Raw genomic sequence first — 22,778 nt, 5'->3', positions numbered from 1 at the left:
AGCTAAACTTCCAACCAAAATATAAATAATATAATTGAGATATAGATTACATGGAACTGAAGATGCCAAGACTCAGACGGATATTTATACTATCATTTATCATAGAACTCGCTGGATTCGCCATAATATCGTCCCTGCCAATACACAATCCTGCACTTTATTCCAGTTTTAAATCCCAGGATCATGCAATAGTTTCCCAGTCATTTTTTCCCATGTGGTTAAGCATATTTCCGCATAACCTCCTTATTGCCACAATAGAATTCATACCTGTAATAGGAATACTCATGTTTGGTTTTTCAATAATATCAACAGCCACTGTAATTGCAGTGGAAGGAACTGCGACAAATATTAATGGCTTTGCAATATTTGCAAGCCTCATGATGTTTCCACATTCCTGGCTGGAACTCCCGGCATATGCTGTTGCCGTAAGCACAAGCGTATATATATTGTATTATCTACTAACTAAGAAACTAAAAACCAATTACATGAAAATCATATATATGTATATCTTTGTCGTAATAGAACTTGCATTTGCAGGAGCAATAGAAACATCTGAAATTATTCTGGAACGATCGCCACATCCGTTATATTCTCTTTATATGTGGATACCTGCAGTGCCAATTATAATATTTCTTATATGGCTTTACAGGCGTATGGATTCGGATGAATATAAATCCGGAAAAAAGAAACCTGAGGAACCTGATCTGTATGATTTTAATCAATTTTAAATATTTAAATTATATAATCCTTTATTGAAAATAGGATATTTTGGAGATCCGGGAGCATATAGCAATATTGCAGCAACCAGAATGGCTTCAGGCCAATACGTTCCGCTGGATTCAGTTCGCGCGGTTTTTATGGCATTAAAAAGCAATAATATTGACCTTGGGGTCGTACCTATCGAAAATTCCATTGAAGGTGCCGTAAACCAAACATATGATTTTCTGTTTAAAATGGATTTTCATATCGTCAAGGAGTATTATCTGCGAATAAAACACTGCCTAATAGGATATCCAGGCACAAAAACCCATGATATTAAATATGCCCATTCACATCCTCAGGCACTTGCACAGTGTTCTGATTTTATATATTCCAATGGAATAAAGCCCATAAGCGAATATGATACGGCAGGCAGCGTGAATATCATAAAGAATTTTAATGACCGTTCCCATGGTGCTATAGCCAGTGAAATGGCGGCCGAATTAAACGGAATGCATATTATTGAAAGAGATATAGAAAATAATAAGTTTAACTATACAAGATTCTTTTTAATCTCCGCAGCACCAAATAATCCCGAAAATCCATCAAAGGCATCCATTGTGTTTTCCACAGAAAACAAGCCCGGTGCTTTGTATAATGTATTAAAAATATTCAATGAATACGGAATAAATATGACCAAGATCGAATCACGCCCGGTACAATATAATCCATTCAATTATCTGTTCTTCATAGATATCGAAAATAATGAGAATTCAAACATGGCTATGAAAGAAGTAATGAATGTGGTAAATCCATTTAAAATGTTGGGAAATTATAAAATTGCACCAATATTAGAATATTAGTACGTGACTTTACATCTATTTTATTTTCATTGACCTAGGAATACCATTTTTCAATGCTTTCCAAATGCTATGGCGTGGGTACACTAATCTTTAATCATGTTTTCCATATTCATTGTTTTACCTATGAGATCAGAGATCTCTGATTTGCATTCTATTGTCACGTTATTGTTCAATAATTGTCTGCATTTTTATATCGTATTAATTTTAATATTTTATTTATTATTTGGGTTTTTCAGAATAGTATGTCACATATGACACAATATTTATATAAAACTATGTCTTATGTGACATAATGATTTCAGATGAGGAATTTATCAGTATTTTATCGGATTACAATTTCTGGGGGAAAAAACCTTATACAGGTATATTAAGGGAGTTTTATATAAATAAAATACTTAAGATATTAAATGGAATAAATATAGTAACTGAAAGTGGTCTGCGCAGATCCGGAAAATCATTCATATCCCTGCAGGTTGCCTCATCATTTATTCAGAATGGTTATTACCCAGAGGATATATTAATTATAAATTTTGATGATGAAAGGCTTGATAATAATATTAAAACCCTTGATAATATATATAACGCATACAAAAAACTGATTAAAAAAACAGATAATAATGTAATAATAATTGATGAGGCACAGGAGGTGTCCGGCTGGGAAAAATTTGTTAGAACATATTCAGAAAAAATAAAATTCATAATTACAGGTTCATCCTCTAAATTATTAAGCTCGGAATTCTCAACACTACTATCAGGAAGAAGCATAAACATCACTGTAACTCCGCTGTCATTTAAGGAATATCTTGCATTCAATGATATAATCATAAATGGTGTTAAGGATATTGGTATAAATCTGGAAAATATCTTAAAATACCTTGAGTTATATATTAAATACGGTGGCATGCCTGCCCCGACACTGTATCCAGATATACATGAGGAATTAATAAAAAGCTATTTTGATACCATTATTTTAAAGGATATAATGGATAGATATAAAATAAGGGAAGGAGATAAATTAAAGTTTTTAATTAAATATTATTTAACAAATGTTTCGTCACCAATCACTTATAATAGTATATACAAATCAGTAAAAAATACACTGTTACTGCCTTTAAAATCTATTCAGAGATATACTGAGTATATAGAATCCTCTGGCCTGATATTTTTCACAAAGAAATTTTCATATTCATTAAAGGAACAGGAAAACAGCCCAAAAAAGGTTTATTCCATTGATAATGCATTTTCATATTATTTTGGGTATAATTTCATGGAAAATAAGGGAAAATTCATAGAAAATACCATTGCACAAGAATTTATAAGATTAAAAAACATTATTCCATTTCTGGAATTATATTATTATAGGGAAAATAGCTATGAAATAGACTTCATAGTAAAAATAAAAAATACCATAATTCCAGTACAGGCAAGCTATATAATTGATGAAAATAATATTAAAAGAGAAATAACGGGAATAATAGACTTTTCAGAGAAGTTCAAAATTAAATCCGGAATTGTTATAAATTACAATATCAACGGGGATAAAAATTATGATGGTATTAAAATTAAGTTTATAAAATTACATGACTGGTTTATAAATTCATATAACTATATAATGAATTACGAAGGCATTGAAAATAAATTGCAATAATTAGTTTATACAATCCAGTTTCCAATACTTAACTTTTAGCATATGAATTTTCACCGAGATTCCCAGAATTTTTGAGTTCATGCATGATAATGATACTCATGATTGCACATTTAAGTCCCGTTTATGTCACATGCTGGTGGAAAAATCCATGGAAAAGCTTATTTTCAAAGAAGGGGATTATAGCATGCTCTAGTTGTGTGGAGTAGTAAGGGTCTTCTCCTCAGGGGGAGACCCGGCTATTCAACTCCGGTTATATCTTCACGGTTCCGTTGCCTGTTACATTTATTGCATTGACAGGCAGTGCAATGCCATGCCTGATCAACCTGATCATCTCCGGAATTCCCATCAAGTAGGACAGGGATGCCTGTATCATGAGGAGTATAACGTATGCAATCAGTGCTGAAAATATCTGAATGAGAATGCCGTTTATACTCTTCGAGATGAGATGGCCAATCTTCAGGTATGTCTTCACTGTACGGAAAAAGATCTCAATTGACCATCTCTGGGAATATATCCAGTGGATGTAGAGATCAGGCAGATCGAATATGTCTGTGATGTAATCCTTTTGTTCTCCATCAATCTCCATGCTTACCAGCCTGAGGGTGAGTCCATTGCGGAACCTGACTATGCTGGAATGTGCGTATGTTTTCAGCACTGTGTAAGAGGCATTCTTCTTTATCCTGGTCACGAACATGATATTCCTTTCCTTAAGGTCCATGAACCTGTCAAGATTGTAATAGCCAAGATCGAAGGTGAGTATGGACTGCTTTACAAGATCAGGATCTATACTGTCAAGAACTTCATCGAATACCGGTGAGTCATTGAGGTTGGCAGGTGTTGCGAGAGATTCCAGTGGCAGTGTGAATGGGAAAAGAACTGCTGCCTCATGTATCTTTATCCCTGTTTCAGTCTTCTCCCTCCTGTACTTCCCGGATTCCTTTATGGCTGTACGGATGAATGTTGAATCAATTCCTATGATGTTCAGGAATCTGCTGTAAAGGGAATAGTTGTGTGCCATTATGTACGGATACACAAGATTGTAAAATAACTCAACAAAGACCTGGTAAGGCCTTCCTGTATCCAGCTTGGAGAGCTGGGACTTGCTTACACTGTTATCCATGGCCAGATCAGTCAGGTCCTTATGGTATATGGCCGACTGTACCATCATGAGTGCATGATCCAGGAGATCTATTTTCTTTGAATATTCATCTACGCCTGTAACAGCGGATATGTTTTCACAGGGAACTTTGAGTATTTTTCTGATGTCATTTCTCATAGGCTATTAATTACATCATAGGATAAATATGACACCAGTCGGACAAACATTTAAGTATTAGAAACTGGATTGTTATATACATTTTTGTATAAATATAAACCTTGACCTATTACGTAGCGCGCCAGGGAAGCTCTATGACTAAACAGTGTAAATCTGGAACCGGCAATTGTGCATTCAGTCGGATAGTGAAAGGCACAGCATATCCAGCAATGGCTATGTTGAAGCTGCCCGTATGCGAAACTGCAGGCCGTATCGAGAGAGAATGCGATGTAGCACCGAAAGGTCTGGGAGGGGAAGCCGAATGCGTTGCGTAAGCATGAAGGCTGCCATATCCTCGGAAACAAATGCACATAAGGAGGATATTCCCCCGGTGTTTCAGCAATGGCATGCAGCGAAAGCCATAGAGGGTAACCTGGGAGACCATGTCAGGTCTTCAAACACAAAAGTTGCAATATTTCGCAGGCATCTCTCAATGTGTAAAGTTTTTCCATGACTCTTATAATGTCATATCATATGAATACATAATATTATCCATTAACAGTTAGAACCCTTGGGCATAAAGATTTATCTACAATGTATTAATATAATTCTATGTTAACATTCGAAGATTCCTTTGATGTAAAAACAACACCTGAAAAGGCATATGGATATGTAGCGAATCAGGAAACCCTGATAAAGCTTGTGCCCGATTTATTAAATTATGAGAAAGTTGATGAAAACGAAATGAAGCTTACAGCCAAGGCCGGTGTTTCATTCATAAAGGGAAAATTCGATCTGGTTCTTGATGTAACAGATAAAACAGAAAATAAACACATAACACTTAAGGGAAGGGGCAATGGTTCCGGTGCATCGGTTGATTTTACTGTAAATTTTGATTTTGTACCTGAAGGAGACGGAACGAAGGTTGACTGGAAAGCCGAAATGAATATTGTGGGAACAGCCGCAAGCATGGGTGCAAGAATGCTCAAAAGCGCATCTCAGAAATATATTACTAAACTGGTTGGCAATTACAAAAAAACCCTTGAAGAGGATTCGAGAAACTGAGAATAGTGATTACTATGCCCATAAACGCCCGGGATTTTAAATCATCTGAAACGAATTCAATTCGCACAACCATACTTGATTTCCTTGAAAAAAACAGGGAAAATGCCTACACTCTAAAGGAGATCAAAGACCACCTTTCTGGAGATCATGATGAATGGATGATACACATGGAACTCACATCGCTTTTATGGTCTGACAAGATAGAATACAGGGATATCTATAATAACAAGGGAAAACTTGTGCGTTATTTCCGTATAAACGAACCAAAAAAATAAATTCCAATTCTTTTCTGCCCTGACAATTAGGTTTAAATTATTATCTACATTTATCCCCATATGATATATGAATTTGAGGGACAAGTACCCACAATAAGCAAGAAAGCCTATGTTTTTGAGAATGCCACAATAATTGGCAACGTCCATATAGGAGATTATGTGTGGATTGGTCCTGGAGCAGTTCTAAGGGGAGATTACGGTGAGATATCAGTAGGTTCATATTCGGCAATAGAGGATAACTGTGTAATTCACGCCAGACCAGGTGAAAAAACATCAATAGGGGAGCATGTTACCATTGGCCATCTTTCAGTGATACACACAGGTACAATTGGAGATTATGCTGTCATAGGAATGAATGCTACAGTTTCCGATTTCGCAACTGTAGGAAAATGGGCTGCCATTGGTGAAGGGGCAGTAGTCAAAAATTCAAGTAAAATACCTGAAAAATCAATCGCGGTAGGTGTACCTGCAAAGGTTTTAGGTCAAGTTTCCGATGAGTATATGAAAGTATGGGAAAAATATAAGGAAAACTATAACAGTTTCTGCAAAAGGTACTTAGAAAATCTTAAAATTGCTAAAATTTAAGTATATTTTTAAATAAAAGTATAATCTGCTTCAGTTATACTTTGAAATTACATCCTCTATCTTCCTGTAGTCTGGTTCTTTTCCTGCATCCTCGCTAATCCATTTATAGACAACCTTCCCATTCTTATCAAGCACAAAAACAGATCTTTTGGAAGCGGTCAATTTGTTTAAGTTAAGGAAATTGTCATAGAGTGCACCATATTTTTTTGATATTTCCCGGTTTCCATCACTAAGAAGGTCAAATTGCAGATTGTTTTTTGTTGCAAACTCCTTGAGGGAGAACGGTGAGTCCACACTTATACCCACTACCTTTGCATTGAATTTATTGAAATTTGCCATGGAATCCCTGAATGTGCACATTTCCTTTGTGCAAACCGATGTAAATGCTCCCGGGAAAAATGCAAGCACAGTTACATGTCCCTTATAATCTGACAATTTTTTCGCTTTCAATCCTGTATCCAGAGCCTCAAAATCTGGGGCTAATTCTCCTTCGTTTACCATATTCATCTATTATACATTTGAAATGCATATAAAAACATGATGTGGCGTAATTGATCAAATGATCTTTAATTATACAATTATATTGCAAATGTTTTTAAGATCCTAACCGGGTAACTTATATCCAGATGAACCCAATTATTTATTAAAAAATGTTCTGCTATTTTCTGCAATGGTATTCCACGCCTCCATCTGTTCCTTTATGTCCCTTTCAGTATATACATAGTTGCCCAGTTGTTTTATAAGGGCGTATGGAACAGAAATTGCCCCGGCACCAATTAATCCCGCTCTGACAATCTGATCCGGAGTGACAATATTTGTTACAAGCACCTTTGAGTCAAATTTACAGTTTTTGAACGTTTCATTTGCATTGTATGCCACCTCCATTCCATCTTCCCCTGTACTGTCTATTTTCCCGGTTCTGATGGATATATATTCGGCATAATTCTGGGCGGCCATTATGGCCTGAACCGTATTATATATGGATGAGGCTGAGCATTTTATCTTTTTTTCACTCAGTTTAAGCATTGCTTTCATTCCTGTAAGTGTAGCAGGTATCTTTACTATGACGTTCATTCCAAGGGAATGTATTTTCAATGCCTGGGACATAATGGTGTCATAATCCTGAGAAACAACCTGTATATGTACTTCTCCGTTAACTGCCTTGATTATATCTGTAATAACCTGTTCTGTAGTAGAACCCTTCAATACCTCTTTTGATATTGATTCAGGCTCTGTTGTGACACCATCTATGAAACCGTAATCAGATATTTCCCTGATTTCATTGATATCTGCACTGTCCAGAAAAAATTTCATGTGAATCTGTTTATAATTAATATTATATATATAATAATATTGAATTATAGAACTTAAAAGCGATCCTTATTTTTATGTTATGATAAGAGTAATATAACAAACAATTATTAATTAATTCAGGATAACTCATTATGGGCGTCGAAAGTATGAAGGATGTTAAACTAATAGCGGAAAATAATATAAAGGAAATGTATGCAGACAGTATTGAGAATTTTACAGTTAACAGCATAGTAAATAACAGCGACCGGTTCGACGTATCTACTGAATTTGATTATTTGGGTTTTCATTATACGGTATATCTCAGCATTGATACAGATGGAAATGTGACAAAATTTAGCCAGGTTGCAAAGGAAAAGATCTAATAACCATTGCCGGAATCTTTAATAGACCATATTGGTATGTTGATACATGATAAGTATAGACAATGCATGGGAGGTTCCATTATCCCGCGGTGGCATCTATAAAATAGTGGTGAACGATGATAATCTTGAGGTATATAGAATTTTTTCGGGAAGATATATACAGGAAAAACTACAACTTAAAAAAGATATGGATTACATAGATTCACTGATTGTGCCGGGGGCAACAGACTATATTGAACCTGAACAGCTATACTCTGATATAAAACATATGATAGAAGTCATTACAGAACGCTATTTTTCCATAGAATCAGAAAAAATTGAATCCATAAGAACCCAAAAAGACCCAGTTGATTACAGGCTAATAAAATTCACAGACATAAAGGAGATAAAAATTTCTGCCGGCGAAAGGGAAAGATTTCCTGAATTTGTCCTTAATGGAGATCGGTATATTCTGCCCTCAAAAAATTTTATGGCGTTCCGCGAAGAAGATAGAAAGAAGTATGAAGAGTATAAAATTATTGTGGATAATATAAGGAAAAAAATAGGCAAAGCATGATCAGCACAAACCATGCTCTCTGGTTTTCCTGTTTATTATATCGGCAACTTCTTCGGGGCTATCTATAAATGGAGTGTGCCCGGCATTATTTACAATAATCATGTCGCTTCCCGAAATTTTGCTGTTCAGGGTATAGCCAAAGGATACAGGTATTACATTGTCCCTATTTCCCCATATTATGGTTGTTGGGCATTTGATACTGTTCAATTCATAATCACTTATTTTTTCTTCAGGCCTTTTATTATTTTCCATTATTTTTTCCAGTGAAGACCTGTTATTGTAATTCCTAGCCCTTAAAATAGAGTCCAGGATCCTGTCCATGGTTTCTTTGCTCTCTTCACTGAGTGCAGGTGAAATTCCGGCACTATCTATCAGGAAAAGCATATCCGGTTCTGCAATTGTCGAGGCAAGCTTCATGGCAATCCATCCTCCATATGAATTCCCTGCAATTGAAAATTTATTAATTCCCAGGCAGTGAACAACATCAAAAACTGCCTCTGCCTGCTGTTCTATGGCATATTGAATGTCCGGTTTATCAGAATGTCCATGACCCAGCAGGTCAATTAGCACTGGACGTATACATTTTTCTATATAAGGAGATGATTTTAGCCACGTGTTTCCAGTACCACCGAATCCATGCAGGAATAGTACTGGATATCCTTCATTTCTATCAAGATATGATATCTTGCCATATCTCGTATTGCAATATTTACGTTCCATTTTATTCCATTGCTCTGGAGGCAATTTTCATAGCCTCGTCTATATTTTCCAATTCCATTGCAATATCCGAAACCGAATCATAGAGATACCCGACTGAAGCCTTAAATTCTTTTTTGTCCTTTTTTGTTTTTATGCTTTCCATTACAGAATCGATTTTGTCAAGTCCCTTCTTTCCAAGATCAAAAGCAGCGTTGATATCAGTATCCCGTAATATGTTTATCTTCCCATATAAAGCTTCAAAATAATTTTCCCAGTCCTCTGATTTCTCAGATAACTCTATTACATTGTCATAAATCTTCATTGCCTCTGCCTTTTTTGATTTCAGTGTGGACAAAGCCTCAGCCTTGGCATTGTTTGTGAGTGCAAATAACTGGGCATCCTTCGCCCTGTCAGCTTCTTCTATTGCTCTGTCAAAGTATGATATTGCACTGTCTCTTTCACCACTGTCAAGGTATATATAACCTATATTGATGAGATCCATTATTTCAAGTTCCTTATCACCCAGCTTGCGGTGAAGTTCCAGGGATTCCCCTGCATATTTAAGGGGGTTTTCCGTGCTTTTATGATCAAGTGAAAAGTAACACTGTGACAGTTTGTAACAAATTTCTGCCTTCAGGTCATCCTCTTTAATTGAATCATAGGCCTTTGTATATTCCCTTATTGCATCCATGAATTTTTCCTTTTTGACAAACGAATCTCCGTTTTTTATATATTGTTCATAGTCTTCCATGTCTATTCATCCCTAAATCTTTTAACCATTTCAGTAGCAGCAGTATAGCTTATATTCTTTTCAGAAACCATCTCTGCAGCAATTTTTTCAATCATATCACCGGTAGCGCCCGCAGCTATGGCTATATTCCTTGCATGCAGTTTCATGTGTCCCTTTTGAATACCCTCTGCTGCCAGGGCCCTCAATGCAGCAAAATTCTGTGCAAGTCCCACACATGCCAGAATATTTGAAAATTCATTTGAATTTTGTATTCCCATGATTTTCATTGCTAGCATTGCCTTTTTTGAGGTTTTTGTTGCGCCACCGACAGTACCCACGGCTATGGGTATTTTTATGGATCCTATTAGATTTCCATCAGCATCCTTTCTGTATTCCGTAAGCGGGCCATATCCCCCCATAGAGGCATAAGCATGTGAATTTGCCTCCTGTGCCCTGAAATCATTCATGGTTGCAAGAAGTACAGCATCAATGCCATTCATTATTCCCTTGTTATGTGTAGTTGCTCTGAATATATCATTTTTTGCAAATTCATTGGCCTTTATAATTCTGTCCACGGTCTCAGCACCTAGCATTTTTCCGTCAAATTTTGCATATGCGTATGTTACTCTCTCAGTTGTCAGGTTGCTCATGATTCTGAGGTTTGCCTTACCTCCAGTCAATTCCTCTATATATCCTGAAACATACTCCAGCATTGTATTTATTATATTAGCACCCATGGCATCTGCCACATCTATTATGATATTCAGTATAAGTTCATTATTTACATAGTGTATATCTATTGATTTTGCACCGGCATCCAGGTTGGACAATGTTTTGGATCTTGTATTTGCCATTTTAAGAATCTTCTCCTTATTCTGCAGTATTTTAATTGCTGCGTAGTCAGGATCAGGTACATCATAAAGTTCTATTTCCCCCCGCATGTATGATCCGGTGGAATAAGCCATGAAACCATTTGGGCGTGCATATCTGGCCCCGTTGGAGCACGCTGCTATGACAGATGGCTCTTCAAGGCTCATGGGTATCAGATATTCCCTGTCATTTATCCTGAAGTTTGTGGCGATTCCCACAGGATAATCCATAATAGTATAGACGTTTTCAATCATGTTCCCTGCTGTGGAAGTATCCATCCTGTAATCCATTGCTTCCATATCTTCTGTTGAAAGATTTGAAAATTCCCTGATTATATTTCTTCTCTCCTCAATGCTCATTTTATGAAAGCCATGTATTAATGAATCCATACTGAGTAATCATTAATATATTATTAATTTTTATTGTAATTAATCAAATTTGATTTTGTATAAAAGTGTATAATATATTAAAATATATATGTGCAAATGGGGAAAAAGAAATATGAGCATTACAAAAAATATGTGAAGGATTTCAACAATGAATCAATACTGGACTATCTTGGCAATAATATAATCATTAAAGAAAATTATGAACATGAGGCAATAGAGTTGATGGACTCTATAACAAATAATATGAATAAACAATTTCCATATAATATCACCGCCGGTGCTATTACTGCCCTGAAACAGGCACATTTTGCTGCCAGAAATGGAATGGTGAGTGCGGCATTCGAAAATACAAGATTTCTTCTGGAGAGACTATCACTGGTAAAGATAATTTCAGAAATGAAAACTGAAAACAACCCATATGAAATTGCCATAGAGCATCTGGAGTGGCATCAGTTAATAGACAAAAAATTCATAATATACGGATTACAGCAATTCACAGGTAGAATATGGCATTATACCGGAGAAAAGTATACACCCAGAGGAACCACAATTTTTCTCAGCGGTATCCCTCTGTGCGGAAATCATTCCAAGGCATATGCAAAGTATTCACGCACAATAAAAGAAATAGAGTTTGAAACGGGAATATCCATCAGGGAGAAATGTGCAAAATGTGGGAAAGACGCAGTAAGATTCACCATATCACTTCCCAAAGCCGGTGCCATACTTGGCATGCTTGGGCTTTATACTGGACATGACGTTTCAGAACTTGGGAAATTTTACGGTGATTATTCCCGTGTACTTCATCCCTATGGATTTTACGGTTATCCTGGAACTTATCTAATAAATCTATGGAGCATTGATTTTATTCGTCTTGGATTAAAATTGCAGAAAATATTATTTTAAACATTCTGACCGTCAAAATATGTGTGTCTTTTTACGGCTTTTCCATTGGAAAAGGTATACACATCTACAAAGGTAGTATGTGATTTGCTTCCATCTTTTAAAATTCCATTAAATTCTCCCTCAACAACCACATATGGTTCCTTTACTATTATGTTTGATAATGTATGGTGTCCCTCTCTTATGACTCTGTTTCCCCTGTAAAACTCCCTGAATTTTTCCATTCCTTCTATGGGTTCATAGCCAGGGCGCTTGTAAACTATGTTATCTGAGAACACAGAAAAAAGGGTGTCAAGATCCTTAGCATCTACTGCCGCATAATATTTTTTTACCAGTTTTTCCAGATTTTCCATTATATCATATCTTACATGATTATAAAATTTTTTTTAACATATAAGCGGGAAGTCCCCTTTCGTTAGAGGGAGGATGTCACTCTTGAATCATCTGACCTTTATATTGATAAAATTACCGGTTCTCGCAAAGACTCCCTATTTCTGGAATATTCAAGGCAACAACTCTATATCATGGTTACCATGCAACCTGATTCCAGTAATATCAGGATTGTTTAGATTTCATCTCCCTGGAACAACCCAGAAGAAAGTGGGAAGAACCATTTTAGTTAATTTTATAATTATCCAATTAAAATAAAATACAGTTCTCTATTTTTTATAAAAAAGTTAAAGATACTGTTAATAATTATGATTGTAATGTTAAAAAACAGAAGCATTATTTCAATCTCAGATTTAAGTGATGAAGATATGAATGAAGTTTTTTCCCAGGCAGACAGGATGCTTGAAAACGTGGATGCAGGGAAGAAAATGAATATTATGTCATCAAAAATACTTGCCACACTTTTTTATGAACCAAGTACGAGGACACGTCTTTCTTTTGAGTCTTCAATGCAAAGGCTTGGTGGTTCTGTAATAAGTATGGCGGATTCAAAAACATCATCAACAATAAAGGGAGAAACACTGGCGGACACCATACGGATAGTGGAGTCATATTCTGATATTATAGTAATACGGCATCCTCTCGAAGGCGCTGCACTGCTTGCATCCCGGTTCTCGTCCAAGCCGGTAATAAATGCCGGTGACGGATCTGGAGAGCATCCAACACAGACATTAATTGACCTTTACACAGTCAGAAAGGAACTGGGTTCAATAGATGGGAAAACTGTAACCATAATAGGTGACCTGAAATACGGTAGAACAGTGCATTCACTTCTATCTGGACTGTCCAGGTTTGATGTGGAAGTAAATTTGGTTTCACCAGAAAACCTTGCGATACCAAAACATGTATATAATGATGTCTTAGGAAAATTGGACATTCATGTTTCAACCAGTCTGGATGAATTTCTTGGGGAAACAGATATACTCTATGTAACGAGAATTCAAAAGGAAAGGTTCACGGATAAAAACGAATATGCTAAGCTTATAGGATCCTATAAAATAACTTCGAAAGAAGTTCAAAAACTTAAGCCTGGATCAATTATAATGCACCCCCTTCCAAGAGTTGATGAAATATCTCCAGAAGTGGATAATACAAAAGCCGCAAAGTACTTTAAACAGGCTTACTATGGTGTACCCATCAGAATGGCCCTTATTTCAATGATAGCAGGTGATTAAAATGGACAAAACATTGAAAATATCAAAGATAAAGGAAGGAACAGTTATTGATCACATAGCTGCTGGGAAAGCTCTTAAGGTGCTTGCTATTCTGGGCGTAGACGAATCAAATTCCATAAGCATAGGAATCAGGGTAATGAGTGATAAACTGGCATTTAAGGATGTTATAAAAATTGAGAATAAATTCCTTGAGAAAATTGAACTGGACAAAATAGCGCTCATAGCCAATGAAGCCACAATAAGCATAATTAAAAATTATGAGATCATAGAAAAATTTAATCTTGACATGCCCCAAACATTTAAAGGTATTGTAAAATGTGGCAATCAGAATTGCATAACAAATGCCGGGGAACCGGTTAAATCCGAGTTCAAAACAGTGAAAACTAATCCTCTCACAATTAAATGTATCTACTGTAAGAAAGAAATGTCAGATGAAGAAATAATAAATAATGTATAAAGAACAAATTCATACAATATCTTAATCATATGCGAAGAATAAGGTATCCACCGGATTTTTTCCATATTTTTTCTTGTTTAATGTCTTTTATTTCAGTGTTTCCGAGACCGTAAACGAAGGTTTCATATTCTCCTCCCTCGCCGGCGATGTTTATCCCATATTTTTCCCCAAGATATCTCAGATGGTTCAGATACTTTTGGTCAATTGTTTTACCAAGATCATCCCCGGTTAAACCCTCAGCAGAAACAGATACAATCATTGCCTTTATCTTCCTGAGAATGAGTTGGTCTATTATATATTCCTGTTTTTTCCTCCAGAGTGGAGAATATATAATAGTTTCAGTGTCATAACATATCTTTTCTATTCTGGTTTTCTGGTAATCTGAGGCTATTGCACCCGTAACTACAGCATCTATGTTTCCACTGCATATTTCAGCGAAGTAAGCCTGATAATTTGATTCATTTACGTACTTTATCTGGAAGCCAAGAAGTGATGCAGCATATTCAGAAATCTTTGAATTGGGATAGTGGAACATCATGGAATATTCTTCCGGCACCACAGTTACACCGTATAGAATTTCATATCCCTGCTCTTCTGCCATCATGGCTGATAAAAATGAATCTTTTCCGCCTGAAAACAATGCTATGGCTTTCATGCTATTCAATGGTCTAGCGTAACTCGTACATTCAGTTCATCTCCATCCTGGAGTTTTAAATCATTCCTGAGGAATTTATCTGAAATTATTTCTACTATGTCGGTATAGCTGCTTCTCTCCGGGAATATGAGCCATGCATTAGTCCCATCAATTCTGCCCGAAAAGCATTTAACCCCGCCGAAAGTTCGCTCCTTATCCTTAAATCCATAAATATGTATCCCCTCTGCGCTCCTTATCCGGCGCAATATATTTTCGTATTCTGGGTATATTTTTATATTTAAAGTTCCTGGATATGGTGAGATCCCAAGTTTTTCACGAAATTGTGCCATATACCCTTCCTGTGAAATATAATATTTTCCCTCGCCCATTCCACTTTTTATTTCGCCCTTTAAATTGAACTCCTGGTGCATTTCAAGTATGGAATTCAGCTGGTTTAATTCAGAATAGAGCAAATCTATGGAAGGCTCGAGCAATGTGATTTTCTGTTTTCGGTTCTGCAACGTCCTCTCTATGTATTTTTTTTCATTGAGTTCTATTATAAATCGTGATGCAGTTTGCTGGCTTACGCCCAAATCCCTGGCAAGTTCCCCGGAAGAGACATAGGATGTATTGCCAGATCCTGCCAGCTTTTTTAGGACTTTTATGGTGTTGTATAAGTTATAATCCATGTATGGGTATATCAATATTATATTTATAATATTTTTATAAACAAAATGTCAAATCAATAAAATTGTAGATGATGCCTGTCAGCTATTGTGACACAACGAATGCCTTTGCTTTTAAGTACCTTCAGAAACCGTCTGTCATTTGTCAGTACAGTCGCATTCATTGACATGGCTGTCATCATTATACAGAAATCACCCTCACCATTTGAATCAACGTGTTCAAATCTTTCACTGTATCTAAGGGCGGCCTTGGCATACCACTTTGTAGTTCCAAGACCACGGAGCTCTGCTGTAACGCATTTCGGAACAACCGGCTTCATCCGTGGTGTCAGATACATTATTTCACCTTCAAGGTCTATTTTATTTTTTATCGAATATATCAGTGCATTTGTATCCAGCAAGATTACATCCATTATTTTACAACTTCGCCAATTGCAATATTTTTTCTGATTTTCTTTATCATTACCTTTACATGCTCACCTTTCTTTGTTCCAGGCACATATATGGTGAAATCACTGTAAAATGCATGTCCTTCTCCTGATTTACCAATTTCATTTATGATAACATTGTACGTTTTACCCTCTGTTAACTGATCTTCATTTTCTTTTATTTCCCTTGATGCCTTTATTGGATGCTCAGCACCACAGGCCTTGCATACAAGTAGATACGTGCGTCCTACCTTTTGAATTGTGGTGTCAGGCGATGAGCACTCATAGCAGAGTACGTATGTTGCCATATATGCATTAAGTTTCTCCCTTATCTCTTCTTCTCTGAGTTTTCTGTTTATAATGAGCCTCCTTCCAGCCACATTGGCACCAATTCCAAATTCCTTGGTAAGGTATTTTACCAGATCCTCAGGATTCCTGTTAAGCATCTCAGTAATATCAATAAAATTCCTGATAATTGTAGATTTTCCTTCATAGATTATCTCTGGTTCTGGTACCTTTAACCGCTCTTCTGTCCTGTTTTTTGATGAAAGAACACCCGAGGCATCCTTAAGCAATTTATTATAATCAAATTCCATGGTATCTTATTTCAAACATGTTAATTAAGATTATTTTATTATTATTTCGAAAAATTAAATGTACAGGATAAATATACAAATATTATTTTTTTCTGGCCTTTTTATTATATCATGAATAATCCTTTAATTTAGGGCATTATAAAATTATGTATATTATAACAGAATAGAAATTAAAATGTACATACCACTCAATTTGTCCTTACAATAAATAAGTTTAAATATAAATATCTATTAACTTTTATAATGACGGAAAAAAATGAAAAACTTACAATAAGAATTTCCAATGAGGAACTTGAAGAAATAGATTCTTTTCTATCATATAATAGCAATTATGCCAGCCGGTCTGAATTCATTAGACTAGCAGTTCTGGAATACATATCCATAAAAAGAGTTGGAATAATAACAAAAAACAACAGTATCCATCCCGATCCGGTTATAGAGAAGGCGGTAAGCAGGATGGTTGCGGCCGGATTCTACAAAAGCATTGACAGTGCCTATGAGGAGATAATCAAAGAAGCATGGAGGCATAACCTGATTTCGGAGATGTTGAAAAACACCGATGACGAATATAGCAAAATTGAAAAAATACTGGAGGGAGAAAAAAAATATGATAAACAATAACGAACTTGAAGAAATGATGGCAAATACGGATTTTAAATATTTCGGGTTTCTATCTGATAACCGTGAAATATTAGGGAAATTTAAGGATAAAATAATGGATATTTCAAGCTTTCATGCTGTTCAAAAACTTATCAACAGAGTATCTGTGGAAGAATATACAGATAATGTTTTGAAGAAGGTTGAGCAGAATAGAAATGTGGTGATAGAACAGGAGATAAAAACTGGCAAATACAAATTCATAAGGTCTGGAGTTTTCACATCAATAGAAGAGATAGTGTCACAGGTAGTTGATGTACCCTCAATTTATGTGTTTATAGATTCAGGGAATACCTTTGATTCTGTATGTAATGATTTTGCAGCCAGAAATATGCCCTTTCTACATATAAAATATACCCATGGAAACTTTGAACATAATGGACGAAAATTCAATTCAATAAACGGTTTAAGCAATTATCTCATGCAAAATTTTTATCCTTAATTTCCCCATTAATCACTGAAACATAGATCTCTTCCAGATTATCGAATTTTTCAACATATTCGATTTTGAGTCCCTCTCTTATCAGTTCACCTATTATATCGTAATTACTGTAATTCCGATTTTTTTCGATAATAAATGTATTTCCCTCCACGGAGTAGTTTTTTATTTTCTCACTTGTTATATTGATATTGTTTTCGGCCGTTACCTTAAGTAGATTTCTTTCAGGAGACATTGCAGAATCATACTCTATTTTTCCTTTATTGATGATTATAGTCCTGTCACATAATTCCCGTGCCTCTGAAATCAGGTGTGTACTTAGAAGAACAAGATGTTCTTTCGCTAAATTTTTAATAATGTTCCTTATATCAACCATGCCCTTGGGGTCAAGTCCGAATGTAGGTTCGTCAAGTATTATTATTTCAGGATTCCCAAGCATTGCAACAGAAAGTGCCAGTCTCTGCTTCATTCCCCTTGAATAATCACCAGTTTTCCTGGTCATATACTGATCAATTTCTGTAAGTTTTCCAAGACGTTTTATGTCTGATTTAAAATCATCCCTGTTCATCCCCTTTATCTTTGATGTAAATTCCATTATTTCGTATCCAGTAAGATAACTGTAAAATTCGGGTTGTTCTATCAGTGCACCTACAGGCGTAAGTGCTTTTTCCGGATAGATAGCAACATTAACATTGTTAAGCTCAACTTTACCCCGGGATGGTTTTATTATATTGGTGGCAAGTTTAAGCATTGTTGTTTTTCCTGCACCGTTAGGACCCAAAAGCCCCGTGCACCCATGTCCTTCTATTTTTAGATTTATTGAGTCAAGTGCCTTTATTTTTCCATAATTCTTCGTCAGGCTGTCCATATAGATTTCCATTAGGAGACCTCCTTTTTATCAAATAATAACATGCCTACAACAAGAGCCACAACAGTGTATATTACCATAATTAGGGCAGAAAGCATGATCTCGGAAAAGGGAGCAGGGTTTATATCAACGTGGCTTACAAAGGCATTTCCTGGGTTTATATTGATATATACCCTCTCTATTATGCTTGCAGCATCATTGAGGAAATACACAGGCGTGTATTTGTATAGTAGTTCTATAATGAATGACCCTGCCTCAAAAAATATGTAATATATGACAAACACTGTTATATAGGCATATGTGTTTTTATTAAAGATTGAACTGATAAGGAAAGTCACAGCCATTATGCTTAGGATGAACAGTAGGAGCATTATGAAGGAATCCAGGAAGTATGGTACAGGTATAACCCCTAGGAGGTAGTACAGTGTAAATAGTTCAAATACCAGGTATACCCCTATTATAAACATTGTGACAGTAAATGCCGCAAAATATTTTCCAAAGAATAATTTAAATCTATTTATGGGAAGAGGGAATATATAATAAGCTGTTTTATTTTCTATTTCACTTGATATCGCAGGAGACCCGAAGAACACCGATGCAAATACAGGTATATAAAGAAGTACAAGAGTCCACAGATAATAAAACAATTTAACTTTTATGGAAGCAGGGAAAACTGCGCCGCCAAGGAATTTCGGCAGGTCATTTATGTATTTGAATGAGAAATAAGTCATCATTGAACCCACTAACAGGATTAGAAAAAGCATGAGGAAGAAACTTCTGGAACGGTAATAGTTCTTAATATACTGTAGATATATGGTCGAAGTTTTGGACATAAAACTCCTATAGGGCTCCAGTATTTAACGTTTTAAGTGCTATGGGGAGGTGATTATATGACCTGTCAATGGTCATGTGTATCATCCCACTGGAAATGCTAATGGTGTAGTTGCTGCCTATTGCACTGGAAATGTTTGAGTTTGAAATAGCTGATTGAATAAGCAGTTTGTCAAATACAAGGTAATTGCTGTTGACCGGAATTATATTTACATATGTCCTGTTGGCCGTTGTATTGAGAGTAATATAGCTTATGGTAGGAATTGTATTATTAACTCTATAGTATAAAGAAATATTTGAACTCTGATTCAGATAACCCTTAAACCGTACAGCATCCCGGGAAGTGAGATGGGCGCTTATTGATTCGTTTATTGCCTTCTGCTCTCCCATTACTATGAAATTCCCTGATGTGTCATATGCGAATATATTTACCGTTGCATTCGCAAGAGTCTTACCTGTGGTGTTCAGCAAATTCCCTAATATTCCGGTAATATTAACATTCTGGATTTCATAAACGGTTACATGGTCATAGGTTATTGTCTTCACATTTGATCCGGAAAACGGATTCCCGTTCCCTGTACCTGAAATAGCAGCCTGGTTACTGGACGCAGTTAAATTGGAATCTATCAGTGAAATGGCCGAAGTATTGGCAACCACTCCGAAACTGCCGCCATCCATGTATACATAATATTCCGTTCCATTTTTATGCACAGTAGAAATCATTGTTGAATTTCCTGGTATGTACTGAAAGGGCTGTACAGAAGGAGATACATTGGATTTTGTATAAAATTGGTAAGCGAAGTATGCAGCCGGTGCAACTATTGCGGCTGCAATGATTATGACAATTATTTTTGTATAAAGAGGCTTCATAGCTATACATGGAAATCAATCTAAAAAAACTTTTTGAATTAATAAAGGTTAATATATATAACCAGGATTGAAGCAGATAATAGATTTTATAATGAATATATTAAATAGAAAAAAGTAATATCGGGTATGAGCTCCGGTGGTGTAGCCAGGCCAAGCATTAGGGACTCTCAATCCCCCGACTCGGGTCCAAATCCCGGCCGGAGCATTTTGATAAAGGTTTAATGTGAGTAATGATGATTTTAGGTCCAGTAAAAATTTTTAGCTAGAATTTAAAACATGCTAAGAAAAAAATTTTTTAATACAGAGGCATATGAACAAGAGTTACAATTGATTTTTACCATGTAAATATCTATGATTCTAATGTAAAAAATGCTTGGAGCCTCATATTCTTTGACTGGAGGAATTTTAAAGTGGCTGGTCATGTGTATGCCACACTCACAAAATGCCCTTAAATCAATTATAAATTCATGATAAATAGAAATAAATTTTAAATATATAATTTGAATACATATTATATATGGAAAATGAAATTTATGAATATATAGATGAATTATCTGATGCAGAGAAAATATCATTATTACTTATTGGGGAAACTAGCAAAATTAAATCAACAAGATTGCAAAAACTTGCGTTAATTGTTCACTCATTAAAGAAAGGAAAAATTGAGATCGAGCATGGAGCATATTTATTTGGGGGATTCTCTGATGATGTGGAAGAAGGAGTAGAGTCGCTAAGATCGGAGGGATATTTAGAATATAAAAATAACGAGGGTTATTCACTAACTAAGGATGGAAAGAAGATTTTTGAAGCCTTAGAAAAAAAAGATAGTGAAATATGCACAATAACACAGCAAGTAGTTAAAATGTTTAATAACTTATCAGATAGACAGGTAACCGCAATTACATATAAATTATTCCCTGAATTAACAACAAATTCTATAATTAAAGAAGAAATGAACCGCGTTGGAGATAACATAAAGATCGAACAATTCAACTTGAAAAATCTCAAAAAGTGAATTCAGTGACAAATAGTAAAAAGGATAAATATAATGTAACTTTTAATAAAAAGGGAATTGGTTTAGAGTTCGACCGGCAGATTGCAACAGAAGTAACTAAATTACAACCTAATGAATTTAAAATTATCCTACATATAGATGGAAAAGGACAGACAATGATAAGAATGTCGTCGAATGGGACTGTTACGACGATAACGCAAAGGGTTGAGAAAGATGGATTATTCAGAAAAAGCATAAAATCTGAAATCATAGAATTAAGAGACGATGGGGTGTATAAAGATGGCAGGAAAATATGAAATTAAAAATGTAAAAATGAGTGATGATTACGCATTTTTACGAATACCGGAGATACGAGCGGAAACATCCAGTTTAAATGTATTATCAAGATCGGTTAGTAAAAAAATGAGCCATAAATTTATAAAAACGTTATATCTAGATTCCGTTGAGAAATCTTTTTATGAAGTATTTATTAGAACGGATTTAGAAAATCTAAGGAAGATAGACAGTGATAAAGATGAACAGGAACGATTTATCAATAAGAGATTTCCACCAGAAATAGCTGCAAATAATTTTATAAATGGGCGCTTGTTACCTATTATATTTTTGATGATAGATATAAACCCCGGCGATCAAATAAGTGAAAAGGATCTTGATTATATTAATGATATACTAACATGGCCAGCAAATATAATATATACAACTCCATTACTAAATTTTAATGATAGCATATCACGTGAAAAAAGACTAATATTCTATGAAGATTTTATTTCAAGGTTATTGGAAAATAAAAATACATTGTCTAATAATATACGAGTTGGTATATCGATTCCTACTCTTTATAGAGGTAGGCAGATTCCAGATGCTTTTAAACTATATGACACTGAAAATAATGAACCTGCATTTGTTACCATCGACTTTGAGCGAAATAGAATTACATCATCGAAAATGATTGGAGTTGTTAATAATATTCATCGTTATTTTAAAAGATTAAACAGTGAAAAATATGCTATATACGGATTTAATGTAAAACCATTTAAAAGGGGTGGCGATTATGCTGTAGCCGAAGATATGGGGTGTTTTATTTCTGGGATAAACGCCATAGGAGATACATATAAACTTAATAATAACAATAGAATATTTATACCGGCACCAAAAGAAATGGCAGATCTACCAAAAATTTTTGATAATGATGATTATAAATATTTAAAATTAGTGGATAAAGATGTACAGAACAAATTTATTTCGTGGTATGAAAAGAGTTATGGGGCTCAGTTCGATAATACACGACTCAAGAAGTATGCAAGATATACATCTTTATACAACACAATTAGTGTAGGCAGAGAAGCAAATGATATATCACAGATGTTAAAGAGCAATGAAAATAAAGAACTAAAGAAAAGACTGTCCAATAAAGACATTACAAAAATTACTTGGGAACTATTTAAATAACTTTTTACTAATT

General features: G+C 35.2%; 32 protein-coding genes and 1 tRNA gene. 19 read left to right on the top strand and 14 right to left on the bottom strand.

The window, feature by feature from the left end; all coding sequences use genetic code 11:
• Window positions 1-50: 50 nt before the first annotated feature.
• The 3 genes from AMDU4_RS04465 (at window position 51) to AMDU4_RS04455 (ending at window position 3,210) form a co-directional block, all read left to right on the top strand.
• On the top strand, window positions 51-728 hold the full coding sequence (locus AMDU4_RS04465; protein ID WP_021786788.1) for a stage II sporulation protein M: 678 nt from the start codon (window positions 51-53) through the stop codon (window positions 726-728).
• Window positions 729-752: 24 nt separating this feature from the next.
• Window positions 753-1,562, top strand: coding sequence for a prephenate dehydratase (gene pheA / locus AMDU4_RS04460; protein ID WP_021786787.1), 810 nt, complete (start codon window positions 753-755; stop codon window positions 1,560-1,562).
• Window positions 1,563-1,854: 292 nt separating this feature from the next.
• Window positions 1,855-3,210, top strand: a complete 1,356-nt coding sequence (locus AMDU4_RS04455; protein ID WP_021786786.1) for an ATP-binding protein — start codon at window positions 1,855-1,857, stop codon at window positions 3,208-3,210.
• A 250-nt stretch (window positions 3,211-3,460) separates the two neighbouring features.
• On the opposite strand, the gene AMDU4_RS04450 is transcribed toward AMDU4_RS04455, so the two are convergent.
• A complete protein-coding gene (locus AMDU4_RS04450; protein WP_021786785.1) occupies window positions 3,461-4,486 on the bottom strand; it encodes an IS4 family transposase in 1,026 nt (341 codons plus the stop codon).
• 134 nt (window positions 4,487-4,620) lie between these two features.
• On the opposite strand from AMDU4_RS04450, the gene AMDU4_RS04445 reads away from it, so the two are divergent.
• The 5 genes from AMDU4_RS04445 to AMDU4_RS04425 all read left to right on the top strand — a co-directional run bounded on the left by AMDU4_RS04445 (window position 4,621) and on the right by AMDU4_RS04425 (window position 6,390).
• Window positions 4,621-4,800 carry a hypothetical protein gene (locus AMDU4_RS04445; RefSeq protein WP_290704190.1) on the top strand — a complete coding sequence of 60 codons (180 nt, stop codon included), beginning with the start codon at window positions 4,621-4,623 and terminating at the stop codon, window positions 4,798-4,800.
• Window positions 4,788-4,979, top strand: coding sequence for a hypothetical protein (locus tag AMDU4_RS04440; RefSeq protein ID WP_290704187.1), 192 nt, complete (start codon window positions 4,788-4,790; stop codon window positions 4,977-4,979). The genes AMDU4_RS04445 and AMDU4_RS04440 overlap by 13 nt, the downstream gene beginning before the upstream one ends.
• A gap of 98 nt (window positions 4,980-5,077) precedes the next feature.
• On the top strand, window positions 5,078-5,530 hold the full coding sequence (locus AMDU4_RS04435; RefSeq protein WP_021786784.1) for a carbon monoxide dehydrogenase subunit G: 453 nt from the start codon (window positions 5,078-5,080) through the stop codon (window positions 5,528-5,530).
• Between the two features lie 14 nt (window positions 5,531-5,544).
• Window positions 5,545-5,805, top strand: coding sequence for a hypothetical protein (locus AMDU4_RS04430; RefSeq protein WP_021786783.1), 261 nt, complete (start codon window positions 5,545-5,547; stop codon window positions 5,803-5,805).
• A gap of 60 nt (window positions 5,806-5,865) precedes the next feature.
• On the top strand, window positions 5,866-6,390 hold the full coding sequence (locus AMDU4_RS04425; protein ID WP_021786782.1) for a gamma carbonic anhydrase family protein: 525 nt from the start codon (window positions 5,866-5,868) through the stop codon (window positions 6,388-6,390).
• A 30-nt stretch (window positions 6,391-6,420) separates the two neighbouring features.
• Here the strand turns inward: AMDU4_RS04425 and AMDU4_RS04420 are convergent, their stop codons facing one another.
• Together AMDU4_RS04420 and AMDU4_RS04415 are read right to left on the bottom strand one after the other, a co-directional pair.
• Complete coding sequence (locus tag AMDU4_RS04420; RefSeq protein ID WP_290704184.1) at window positions 6,421-6,891, bottom strand: redoxin domain-containing protein; 471 nt, start codon at window positions 6,889-6,891, stop codon at window positions 6,421-6,423.
• Window positions 6,892-7,026: 135 nt separating this feature from the next.
• Window positions 7,027-7,704, bottom strand: coding sequence for a transaldolase family protein (locus tag AMDU4_RS04415; RefSeq protein ID WP_021786780.1), 678 nt, complete (start codon window positions 7,702-7,704; stop codon window positions 7,027-7,029).
• A 131-nt stretch (window positions 7,705-7,835) separates the two neighbouring features.
• On the opposite strand from AMDU4_RS04415, the gene AMDU4_RS04410 reads away from it, so the two are divergent.
• Both AMDU4_RS04410 and AMDU4_RS04405 read left to right on the top strand, forming a co-directional pair.
• Window positions 7,836-8,066, top strand: coding sequence for a hypothetical protein (locus AMDU4_RS04410; RefSeq protein WP_021786779.1), 231 nt, complete (start codon window positions 7,836-7,838; stop codon window positions 8,064-8,066).
• A 46-nt stretch (window positions 8,067-8,112) separates the two neighbouring features.
• The gene (locus tag AMDU4_RS04405) at window positions 8,113-8,622 is read left to right on the top strand and encodes a hypothetical protein (RefSeq protein WP_021786778.1); all 510 of its coding nucleotides are present in this window, start codon (window positions 8,113-8,115) and stop codon (window positions 8,620-8,622) included.
• On the opposite strand, the gene AMDU4_RS04400 is transcribed toward AMDU4_RS04405, so the two are convergent.
• Genes AMDU4_RS04400 through AMDU4_RS04390 form a run of 3 tightly spaced genes read right to left on the bottom strand, consistent with a single transcriptional unit; the run spans window position 8,623 to window position 11,310 of the window.
• Window positions 8,623-9,342, bottom strand: a complete 720-nt coding sequence (locus tag AMDU4_RS04400) for an alpha/beta fold hydrolase (RefSeq protein ID WP_021786777.1) — start codon at window positions 9,340-9,342, stop codon at window positions 8,623-8,625.
• 1 nt (window position 9,343) lies between these two features.
• Window positions 9,344-10,072, bottom strand: coding sequence for a tetratricopeptide repeat protein (locus tag AMDU4_RS04395; protein ID WP_021786776.1), 729 nt, complete (start codon window positions 10,070-10,072; stop codon window positions 9,344-9,346).
• A 2-nt stretch (window positions 10,073-10,074) separates the two neighbouring features.
• Window positions 10,075-11,310 (bottom strand): hydroxymethylglutaryl-CoA reductase, degradative, encoded by a 1,236-nt coding sequence (locus AMDU4_RS04390; RefSeq protein WP_021786775.1) that lies wholly within the window; start codon window positions 11,308-11,310, stop codon window positions 10,075-10,077.
• Between the two features lie 96 nt (window positions 11,311-11,406).
• Here AMDU4_RS04390 and AMDU4_RS04385 point away from each other — a divergent pair, with 96 nt between their 5' ends.
• Window positions 11,407-12,213: a hypothetical protein gene (locus tag AMDU4_RS04385; protein WP_021786774.1), complete on the top strand. Its 807-nt coding sequence runs from the start codon at window positions 11,407-11,409 to the stop codon at window positions 12,211-12,213.
• Here AMDU4_RS04385 and AMDU4_RS04380 read toward each other — a convergent pair.
• Window positions 12,210-12,563 carry a nuclear transport factor 2 family protein gene (locus AMDU4_RS04380; RefSeq protein ID WP_021786773.1) on the bottom strand — a complete coding sequence of 118 codons (354 nt, stop codon included), beginning with the start codon at window positions 12,561-12,563 and terminating at the stop codon, window positions 12,210-12,212. The two genes, AMDU4_RS04385 and AMDU4_RS04380, sit on opposite strands and share 4 nt — an antisense overlap.
• Before the next feature lie 354 nt (window positions 12,564-12,917).
• On the opposite strand from AMDU4_RS04380, the gene pyrB reads away from it, so the two are divergent.
• Both pyrB and pyrI read left to right on the top strand, forming a co-directional pair.
• Entirely contained in the window at window positions 12,918-13,835 is a 918-nt protein-coding gene (gene pyrB / locus AMDU4_RS04375) for an aspartate carbamoyltransferase (RefSeq protein WP_290704181.1), read from the top strand.
• Window position 13,836: 1 nt separating this feature from the next.
• Window positions 13,837-14,292, top strand: coding sequence for an aspartate carbamoyltransferase regulatory subunit (gene pyrI / locus AMDU4_RS04370; protein WP_021786771.1), 456 nt, complete (start codon window positions 13,837-13,839; stop codon window positions 14,290-14,292).
• A gap of 25 nt (window positions 14,293-14,317) precedes the next feature.
• Here pyrI and AMDU4_RS04365 read toward each other — a convergent pair whose 3' ends face one another.
• From AMDU4_RS04365 to AMDU4_RS04350, 4 genes are read right to left on the bottom strand one after another with little or no spacing between them, the layout of a single operon-like run.
• Entirely contained in the window at window positions 14,318-14,947 is a 630-nt protein-coding gene (locus tag AMDU4_RS04365) for a diphthine--ammonia ligase (RefSeq protein WP_021786770.1), read from the bottom strand.
• Between the two features lie 5 nt (window positions 14,948-14,952).
• Complete coding sequence (locus tag AMDU4_RS04360) at window positions 14,953-15,615, bottom strand: DUF120 domain-containing protein (protein WP_021786769.1); 663 nt, start codon at window positions 15,613-15,615, stop codon at window positions 14,953-14,955.
• Window positions 15,616-15,668: 53 nt separating this feature from the next.
• Window positions 15,669-16,025 (bottom strand): PIN domain-containing protein, encoded by a 357-nt coding sequence (locus AMDU4_RS04355; protein ID WP_021786768.1) that lies wholly within the window; start codon window positions 16,023-16,025, stop codon window positions 15,669-15,671.
• The gene (locus AMDU4_RS04350; RefSeq protein ID WP_021786767.1) at window positions 16,025-16,636 is read right to left on the bottom strand and encodes a translation initiation factor IF-2 subunit beta; all 612 of its coding nucleotides are present in this window, start codon (window positions 16,634-16,636) and stop codon (window positions 16,025-16,027) included. Before AMDU4_RS04350 ends, AMDU4_RS04355 begins: the two co-directional genes overlap by 1 nt.
• 243 nt (window positions 16,637-16,879) lie before the next feature.
• On the opposite strand from AMDU4_RS04350, the gene AMDU4_RS04345 reads away from it, so the two are divergent.
• Both AMDU4_RS04345 and AMDU4_RS04340 read left to right on the top strand, forming a co-directional pair.
• A complete protein-coding gene (locus AMDU4_RS04345) occupies window positions 16,880-17,257 on the top strand; it encodes a ribbon-helix-helix domain-containing protein (RefSeq protein ID WP_021786766.1) in 378 nt (125 codons plus the stop codon).
• Entirely contained in the window at window positions 17,244-17,735 is a 492-nt protein-coding gene (locus AMDU4_RS04340; protein WP_290704178.1) for a hypothetical protein, read from the top strand. Before AMDU4_RS04345 ends, AMDU4_RS04340 begins: the two co-directional genes overlap by 14 nt.
• On the opposite strand, the gene AMDU4_RS04335 is transcribed toward AMDU4_RS04340, so the two are convergent.
• The 3 genes from AMDU4_RS04335 to AMDU4_RS04325 are packed head-to-tail and all read right to left on the bottom strand — an operon-like array spanning window position 17,713 to window position 20,301.
• Window positions 17,713-18,612, bottom strand: a complete 900-nt coding sequence (locus AMDU4_RS04335; RefSeq protein WP_021786764.1) for an ABC transporter ATP-binding protein — start codon at window positions 18,610-18,612, stop codon at window positions 17,713-17,715. The two genes, AMDU4_RS04340 and AMDU4_RS04335, sit on opposite strands and share 23 nt — an antisense overlap.
• Window positions 18,612-19,433 (bottom strand): ABC transporter permease subunit, encoded by an 822-nt coding sequence (locus AMDU4_RS04330; protein ID WP_290704175.1) that lies wholly within the window; start codon window positions 19,431-19,433, stop codon window positions 18,612-18,614. The genes AMDU4_RS04335 and AMDU4_RS04330 overlap by 1 nt, the downstream gene beginning before the upstream one ends.
• 7 nt (window positions 19,434-19,440) lie before the next feature.
• Window positions 19,441-20,301, bottom strand: a complete 861-nt coding sequence (locus tag AMDU4_RS04325; protein ID WP_021786762.1) for a hypothetical protein — start codon at window positions 20,299-20,301, stop codon at window positions 19,441-19,443.
• A 130-nt stretch (window positions 20,302-20,431) separates the two neighbouring features.
• Here AMDU4_RS04325 and AMDU4_RS04320 point away from each other — a divergent pair.
• The 4 genes from AMDU4_RS04320 (at window position 20,432) to AMDU4_RS04305 (ending at window position 22,765) form a co-directional block, all read left to right on the top strand.
• Window positions 20,432-20,506 (top strand) — tRNA-Glu (locus AMDU4_RS04320).
• 312 nt (window positions 20,507-20,818) lie between these two features.
• Window positions 20,819-21,316 carry a hypothetical protein gene (locus AMDU4_RS04315; RefSeq protein ID WP_021786761.1) on the top strand — a complete coding sequence of 166 codons (498 nt, stop codon included), beginning with the start codon at window positions 20,819-20,821 and terminating at the stop codon, window positions 21,314-21,316.
• 5 nt (window positions 21,317-21,321) lie between these two features.
• On the top strand, window positions 21,322-21,612 hold the full coding sequence (locus AMDU4_RS04310; protein ID WP_021786760.1) for a hypothetical protein: 291 nt from the start codon (window positions 21,322-21,324) through the stop codon (window positions 21,610-21,612).
• Window positions 21,596-22,765, top strand: a complete 1,170-nt coding sequence (locus AMDU4_RS04305; protein ID WP_021786759.1) for a hypothetical protein — start codon at window positions 21,596-21,598, stop codon at window positions 22,763-22,765. The genes AMDU4_RS04310 and AMDU4_RS04305 overlap by 17 nt, the downstream gene beginning before the upstream one ends.
• Window positions 22,766-22,778 lie beyond the last annotated feature (13 nt).

The organism is Ferroplasma sp. Type II (assembly GCF_000496155.1).
Note: the sequence above shows the minus strand (reverse complement) of the source record. Positions and strands in the feature narration are given on the sequence as shown.

Coding starts and splice junctions, on each gene's coding strand:
- AMDU4_RS04465 (WP_021786788.1), top strand. CDS start 51: ATGGAACTGAAGATGCCAAGACTCAGACGGATATTTATACTATCATTT.
- AMDU4_RS04455 (WP_021786786.1), top strand. CDS start 1,855: ATGATTTCAGATGAGGAATTTATCAGTATTTTATCGGATTACAATTTC.
- AMDU4_RS04450 (WP_021786785.1), bottom strand. CDS start 4,486: ATGAGAAATGACATCAGAAAAATACTCAAAGTTCCCTGTGAAAACATA.
- AMDU4_RS04445 (WP_290704190.1), top strand. CDS start 4,621: ATGACTAAACAGTGTAAATCTGGAACCGGCAATTGTGCATTCAGTCGG.
- AMDU4_RS04440 (WP_290704187.1), top strand. CDS start 4,788: ATGCGTTGCGTAAGCATGAAGGCTGCCATATCCTCGGAAACAAATGCA.
- AMDU4_RS04435 (WP_021786784.1), top strand. CDS start 5,078: ATGTTAACATTCGAAGATTCCTTTGATGTAAAAACAACACCTGAAAAG.
- AMDU4_RS04430 (WP_021786783.1), top strand. CDS start 5,545: ATGCCCATAAACGCCCGGGATTTTAAATCATCTGAAACGAATTCAATT.
- AMDU4_RS04425 (WP_021786782.1), top strand. CDS start 5,866: ATGATATATGAATTTGAGGGACAAGTACCCACAATAAGCAAGAAAGCC.
- AMDU4_RS04420 (WP_290704184.1), bottom strand. CDS start 6,891: ATGGTAAACGAAGGAGAATTAGCCCCAGATTTTGAGGCTCTGGATACA.
- AMDU4_RS04415 (WP_021786780.1), bottom strand. CDS start 7,704: ATGAAATTTTTTCTGGACAGTGCAGATATCAATGAAATCAGGGAAATA.
- AMDU4_RS04410 (WP_021786779.1), top strand. CDS start 7,836: ATGGGCGTCGAAAGTATGAAGGATGTTAAACTAATAGCGGAAAATAAT.
- AMDU4_RS04405 (WP_021786778.1), top strand. CDS start 8,113: ATGATAAGTATAGACAATGCATGGGAGGTTCCATTATCCCGCGGTGGC.
- AMDU4_RS04400 (WP_021786777.1), bottom strand. CDS start 9,342: ATGGAACGTAAATATTGCAATACGAGATATGGCAAGATATCATATCTT.
- AMDU4_RS04395 (WP_021786776.1), bottom strand. CDS start 10,072: ATGGAAGACTATGAACAATATATAAAAAACGGAGATTCGTTTGTCAAA.
- AMDU4_RS04390 (WP_021786775.1), bottom strand. CDS start 11,310: ATGGATTCATTAATACATGGCTTTCATAAAATGAGCATTGAGGAGAGA.
- AMDU4_RS04385 (WP_021786774.1), top strand. CDS start 11,407: ATGGGGAAAAAGAAATATGAGCATTACAAAAAATATGTGAAGGATTTC.
- AMDU4_RS04380 (WP_021786773.1), bottom strand. CDS start 12,563: ATGGAAAATCTGGAAAAACTGGTAAAAAAATATTATGCGGCAGTAGAT.
- pyrB (WP_290704181.1), top strand. CDS start 12,918: ATGTTAAAAAACAGAAGCATTATTTCAATCTCAGATTTAAGTGATGAA.
- pyrI (WP_021786771.1), top strand. CDS start 13,837: ATGGACAAAACATTGAAAATATCAAAGATAAAGGAAGGAACAGTTATT.
- AMDU4_RS04365 (WP_021786770.1), bottom strand. CDS start 14,947: ATGAAAGCCATAGCATTGTTTTCAGGCGGAAAAGATTCATTTTTATCA.
- AMDU4_RS04360 (WP_021786769.1), bottom strand. CDS start 15,615: ATGGATTATAACTTATACAACACCATAAAAGTCCTAAAAAAGCTGGCA.
- AMDU4_RS04355 (WP_021786768.1), bottom strand. CDS start 16,025: ATGGATGTAATCTTGCTGGATACAAATGCACTGATATATTCGATAAAA.
- AMDU4_RS04350 (WP_021786767.1), bottom strand. CDS start 16,636: ATGGAATTTGATTATAATAAATTGCTTAAGGATGCCTCGGGTGTTCTT.
- AMDU4_RS04345 (WP_021786766.1), top strand. CDS start 16,880: ATGACGGAAAAAAATGAAAAACTTACAATAAGAATTTCCAATGAGGAA.
- AMDU4_RS04340 (WP_290704178.1), top strand. CDS start 17,244: ATGATAAACAATAACGAACTTGAAGAAATGATGGCAAATACGGATTTT.
- AMDU4_RS04335 (WP_021786764.1), bottom strand. CDS start 18,612: ATGGAAATCTATATGGACAGCCTGACGAAGAATTATGGAAAAATAAAG.
- AMDU4_RS04330 (WP_290704175.1), bottom strand. CDS start 19,433: ATGTCCAAAACTTCGACCATATATCTACAGTATATTAAGAACTATTAC.
- AMDU4_RS04325 (WP_021786762.1), bottom strand. CDS start 20,301: ATGAAGCCTCTTTATACAAAAATAATTGTCATAATCATTGCAGCCGCA.
- AMDU4_RS04315 (WP_021786761.1), top strand. CDS start 20,819: ATGGAAAATGAAATTTATGAATATATAGATGAATTATCTGATGCAGAG.
- AMDU4_RS04305 (WP_021786759.1), top strand. CDS start 21,596: ATGGCAGGAAAATATGAAATTAAAAATGTAAAAATGAGTGATGATTAC.